The organism is Pseudonocardia pini, from assembly GCF_013870575.1.
Taxonomy (GTDB): Bacteria; Actinomycetota; Actinomycetes; order Mycobacteriales; family Pseudonocardiaceae; genus Pseudonocardia; species Pseudonocardia pini.
In genome coordinates, this window is the sequence record NZ_JACBXB010000476.1 from 1 (window position 1) to 4,327 (window position 4,327).

Below are 4,327 nucleotides of genomic sequence, written 5' to 3' on the forward strand. Positions count from 1 at the left end.
GGAAGAGCCGCTCCAGGTAGCCGGACAGCGCCTCGGGCAGCGCGAGCAGCCGCAGGGTCTCGGCGGTGGGGCCGCAGTCGACCACCACGACGTCCCAGAGCCCGGAGGTGGCCAGCCGGTGCACCTCGGCGAGCGCGAGCAGGTCCTCGACGCCCGGCAGCACGGTCAGCTCGTCCGCCACCAGCTCGTCGATCCCGGCGCCCGCGAGCAGCGTCCGCAGGTGGTCCTGCAGGTCGGCCCAGGCGCCGTCGAGCAGCACCCGGGTGTCGACGTGGCCCGCGAACAGCCCGTGCGCCAGCTCGACGGGCTCCGCGGAGAGCTCCTCGCCGAGGGCGTCGCCGAGGGAGTGGGCGGGGTCGGTGGAGACGACCAGGGTCTTGCGGCCGGACCGGGCCAGGCGCACAGCGGTGGCCGCGGCGAGCGTCGTCTTCCCGACGCCCCCCTTGCCGGTGAACAGCACGACCCGCACGGGCCGAACTGTATCGGTCCGCTAGGAACGGCCCTCCACGCGCCGCTTCAAGCCCTTCAGCGCGGTGTCGATGATCACCTTCTCCGCCTTGCGGCGGAGCATCCCGATCATCGGGATGTTGAGGTCGACGGCGAGGCTGTAGGTCACCGTCGTGGGCGCGGACCCGGAGGACTCCAGGGTGTAGGACCCGGTCTGCGCCTTCTGCATCTGGCCCTTGACCAGCACCCAGGACACCGAGCGGCCGTTCGCGGCCCAGTCGTAGTCCAGCGTGTAGGTGTCCTTGATCGGGCCCGCGTCCATGGAGAAGCGCACCCGGTCGGCGCGGTCGCCGTCCTTGTCGAGGATCTCGACCGTCTTCACCTGGTCCGCCCACTCGGGGTAGGCCTCGAAGTCCGCGATGACCGCCATCACCGTCTCCGGATCGGCGTCGATGGTGATCGAGGAGGTCGTCGCGTCCGCCATGACGGGGAGGCTACCGTTCACCAGCGCAGCACGTACGGCTGACCGGTCCGCCGGAAGTGGCCCACGTTCACGCACTCCGTCGCCCCGTACCGCAGGCGGGCCGCCAGCGGCTGGTGGACGTGCCCGAACAGCGCCGCCCGCGGCCGCTCCCGCTCGATCAGCTCCCGCAGCCCCAGGCCGGGCAGCTCGCGGCGCTTGGTCACGACGTCGTAGAACAGCGCCGGGACCGCGGGCGGGGCGTGGGTGCAGAGCAGGTCGAAGTCCGCCAGGGCGTCGACCGACGCCTGGTAGTCCTCCGCCGCGACCAGGTGCGGGCGCCACGGCCCGCCCAGGCGTGGCGGGAACCCCGGCGGCAGCGGCACACCGCCCAGGAACGCGACGCGCATGCCGCCGATCTCGACCACCTTGCCGTCGGGCACGGTGATGCCCGGGCGCAGGTGCGCGGGCCAGCGGTCCGGCAGGTCGACGTTGCCCGGGATGGCCCAGGTGTCGTCCGGCATCACGGCGAACAACGCCGCGTACTGCTCGTCGACCGCCTCGGCGATGACGGCGGCGGGATCGGGGATGCGCCCCCAGGCGGCCTTGGCGAACGCGGCCAGCTCCCCCGGCCCGCCCGCCCGGCGGACCCGCCCGAACTCCCGGCTGACCTGCTCGCCGAGGACCCGGCCGAGGATGCCGGCCGTGGGGTTCGCGTAGTCGACGAAGTCGACGAGGTCGCCGAGCACGAACAGCGCGTCGGCGCCGTCGGCGGCCCTGGCCAACGCCTCGACGTTGCCGTGGACATCGGAGACGACGTGGACGCGCATGGATCTATGGTGCCTGGCCCGGGGGCCGTCCCTCCTCCAAGTGTGACTTGAGCGCGAAGGCGATCTCCTTCGCGCGGTACCGGCGCCTGCGCACCTCGCGGGCCGCGCGCCTGCCGGTCAGCGGCGCGGGTCGGCCGTCCGGGCCGAGGGGGTCGGCGCGGAGGAAGTAGTGGAGGCACGTGCCGTCGAGCATCGGTTCGAGCCAGACCTCCATGCTCCCGGTCAGCGCGCCGCCGACGGTCCACCGCACGCCCTGCTCGCCGCGGTCGGTCAGCAGCTCCAGCAGGAGGTCCGGCCAGAGCCGCGGCCAGGCGGCGGGATCGGCGAACACCGGCGCGACACGCGCGGGCGGCACGGCGAGGAACGTCTCGTCCACCACGTCCACACTGGGCACTGGCGACCTCCTGGTGCTCTCCCGGACCCGGACCGGGACTTTCCGGACGTAGGGGACCTCGCCCGGCCTTTCCCGACGCGGTATCTTTCCCCACGAGTAACCTGCCAACGCCGGCCAGGAGGTCGTCATCGTGCGTGAGTACAGCGTCCCCGCCACCGTCACGGTCGGCGCGGGGGAGAACCTCCTCGACGCCGTGTACGCGCACGAGGTCGAGCATCCGAAGGAGACCCTCCTCCGGATCCAGGAGTCGCCGGGGGTCTGGAGCCCGGTCACCGCGGCCGAGTTCGCCGCGCGCGTCACCGCCGTGGCGCAGGGGCTGATCGCCACGGGCGTCGGGCCGGGCGACCGGGTCGCGCTGCTGTCCCGCACGCGGTTCGAGTGGACGCTGCTGGACTACGCGATCCTCGCCGTCGGCGGGGTGACCGTGCCGATCTACGAGACGTCCTCGGCGTCGCAGATCGGCTGGATCCTGTCGGACTCCGGCGCGGCCGGGATCATCGTCGAGACGGCGAGGCACGCCGAGCTGGTGGCCGCGTCGGAGGCCTCCCCGGGCTTCGTGAAGGTGATCGACGCCGGGGCCGTGGACGAGCTGGTCGCGGCGGGTGCCTCGGTCGAGGCCGCCGAGGTGCACGCCCGCCGCGGCGCGGTGAAGGCGGACGACCTCGCCACGCTGATCTACACCTCCGGCACCACCGGGCGGCCCAAGGGCTGCGAGCTGACCCACCGCAACCTGCTGTCCGAGATCGCGGGCACCCGCGAGGTGCTGTCCCAGCTGCTCAGCGCGGACGGCTCGGTCCTGCTGTTCCTGCCGCTGGCGCACGTCTTCGGCAAGGTCATCCAGTGCGGCGCGATCGCCTCGCGGACCGTCATCGGGCACACCCCGGACACCAAGAACCTGCTCGCCGACCTGGGCACCTTCCAGCCGACCTTCCTGCTCGCCGCCCCACGCGTGTTCGAGAAGGTCTACAACGGCGCGCGGCAGAAGGCGCACGACGGCGGCAAGGGCGCGATCTTCGACGCCGCGGCGGACGTCGCCATCGCCTGGTCCCGCGCGCAGGACACGGGCGGCGCCGGGCTGGTGCTCAAGCTCAAGCACGCCCTGTTCGACAAGCTGGTCTACGGCAAGCTCCGCGAGGCGACCGGCGGCCACGTCGTCGCCGCGGTGTCCGGCAGCGCGCCGCTCGGCGAGCGGCTGGGGCACTTCTTCCGCGGCGTCGGCATCACGATCCTCGAGGGCTACGGGCTCACCGAGACCACCGCGGGGATCACCGTCAACGCGCTGGGGGCCCAGCGGGTCGGCAGCGTCGGGCGCCCGGTGCCGGGCAACGCCGTCCGGATCGCCGACGACGGCGAGATCATGCTCGCCGGCGGCATCGTGTTCCGCGGGTACTGGAAGAACCCGGAGGCCACGGCCGCGGCGATCGAGGACGGCTGGTTCCACAGCGGCGACCTCGGCGCACTCGACGACGCGGGCTTCCTCTCCATCACCGGGCGCAAGAAGGAGATCCTGGTGACGGCGGGCGGCAAGAACGTCGCACCCGCCGTGCTGGAGGACCGGCTGCGTGCCCACGCGCTCGTCGGGCAGTGCCTGGTCGTCGGGGACGGGCAGCCGTTCATCGCCGCGCTGGTCACGATCGATCCCGAGGCCCTGCCCGGCTGGCGCGAGCGGAACGGGAAGGCCGCCACCGGCGACCCCTCGTCGGCGGCGGACCTGATCGACGATCCCGAGCTGCGGGGCGAGATCGCCGCGGCCGTGGAGGAGGCCAACCAGGCCGTCTCGCGGGCCGAGCAGATCCGCAAGTTCCGCATCCTGCCCCTGGACTTCTCCGAGGCGGGCGGGCAGCTCACGCCCACGCTGAAGGTCAAGCGGAACGTGGTGGCGGAGCAGTACGCGACCGAGATCGCGGCGCTCTACGCCGGTGCGGCGGACAAGCAGCACGTCGCCTGAGCCGCGGGCCGTCAGGCCCTGACGGCTCCCGACAGCAGTTCCCCGAGGCGGGCGACCTGGGTCGGCCAGGTCCACGCCTCCTGCATCCACGCCCGCCCCGCCGCGCCCATCGCCCGGGCGCGGTCGGGGTCGGCGAGCAGGTCGGCGAGCGCCGCGACCACCGCGTCGGTGTCCCGGCCGTCGACGACGTGTCCGGTCTCCCCCGGCCGCACCGTCTCCGGTGCCCCACCGCTGTCCCCCGCCACCAC

6 protein-coding genes are annotated in these 4,327 nt (G+C 73.4%); 1 reads left to right on the forward strand and 5 read right to left on the reverse strand.

Going from position 1 to position 4,327, the window contains the following annotated elements; translation table 11 throughout:
* From H5J29_RS22670 to H5J29_RS22685, 4 genes are all read right to left on the reverse strand, one after another.
* Positions 1-469: ArsA family ATPase (locus H5J29_RS22670; RefSeq protein ID WP_181783060.1), on the reverse strand; the 469-nt coding region annotated here is incomplete at its 3' end.
* Between the two features lie 21 nt (positions 470-490).
* Positions 491-931 (reverse strand): SRPBCC family protein, encoded by a 441-nt coding sequence (locus tag H5J29_RS22675; protein WP_181783061.1) that lies wholly within the window; start codon positions 929-931, stop codon positions 491-493.
* A 17-nt stretch (positions 932-948) separates the two neighbouring features.
* Positions 949-1,737, reverse strand: a complete 789-nt coding sequence (locus H5J29_RS22680) for a metallophosphoesterase family protein (protein ID WP_181783062.1) — start codon at positions 1,735-1,737, stop codon at positions 949-951.
* A gap of 4 nt (positions 1,738-1,741) precedes the next feature.
* A complete protein-coding gene (locus tag H5J29_RS22685; protein ID WP_181783063.1) occupies positions 1,742-2,131 on the reverse strand; it encodes a polyketide cyclase / dehydrase and lipid transport in 390 nt (129 codons plus the stop codon).
* A 130-nt stretch (positions 2,132-2,261) separates the two neighbouring features.
* On the opposite strand from H5J29_RS22685, the gene H5J29_RS22690 reads away from it, so the two are divergent.
* Complete coding sequence (locus H5J29_RS22690; protein ID WP_181783064.1) at positions 2,262-4,079, forward strand: AMP-dependent synthetase/ligase; 1,818 nt, start codon at positions 2,262-2,264, stop codon at positions 4,077-4,079.
* Positions 4,080-4,090: 11 nt separating this feature from the next.
* Here H5J29_RS22690 and H5J29_RS22695 read toward each other — a convergent pair.
* The coding region (locus H5J29_RS22695; RefSeq protein WP_181783065.1) for a glycosyltransferase at positions 4,091-4,327 on the reverse strand (237 nt) is incomplete at its 5' end.

Bases quoted from the DNA above. Each gene is read 5' to 3' on its own strand.
- H5J29_RS22675 (WP_181783061.1), bottom strand. From the start codon at position 931: ATGGCGGACGCGACGACCTCCTCGATCACCATCGACGCCGATCCGGAG.
- H5J29_RS22680 (WP_181783062.1), bottom strand. From the start codon at position 1,737: ATGCGCGTCCACGTCGTCTCCGATGTCCACGGCAACGTCGAGGCGTTG.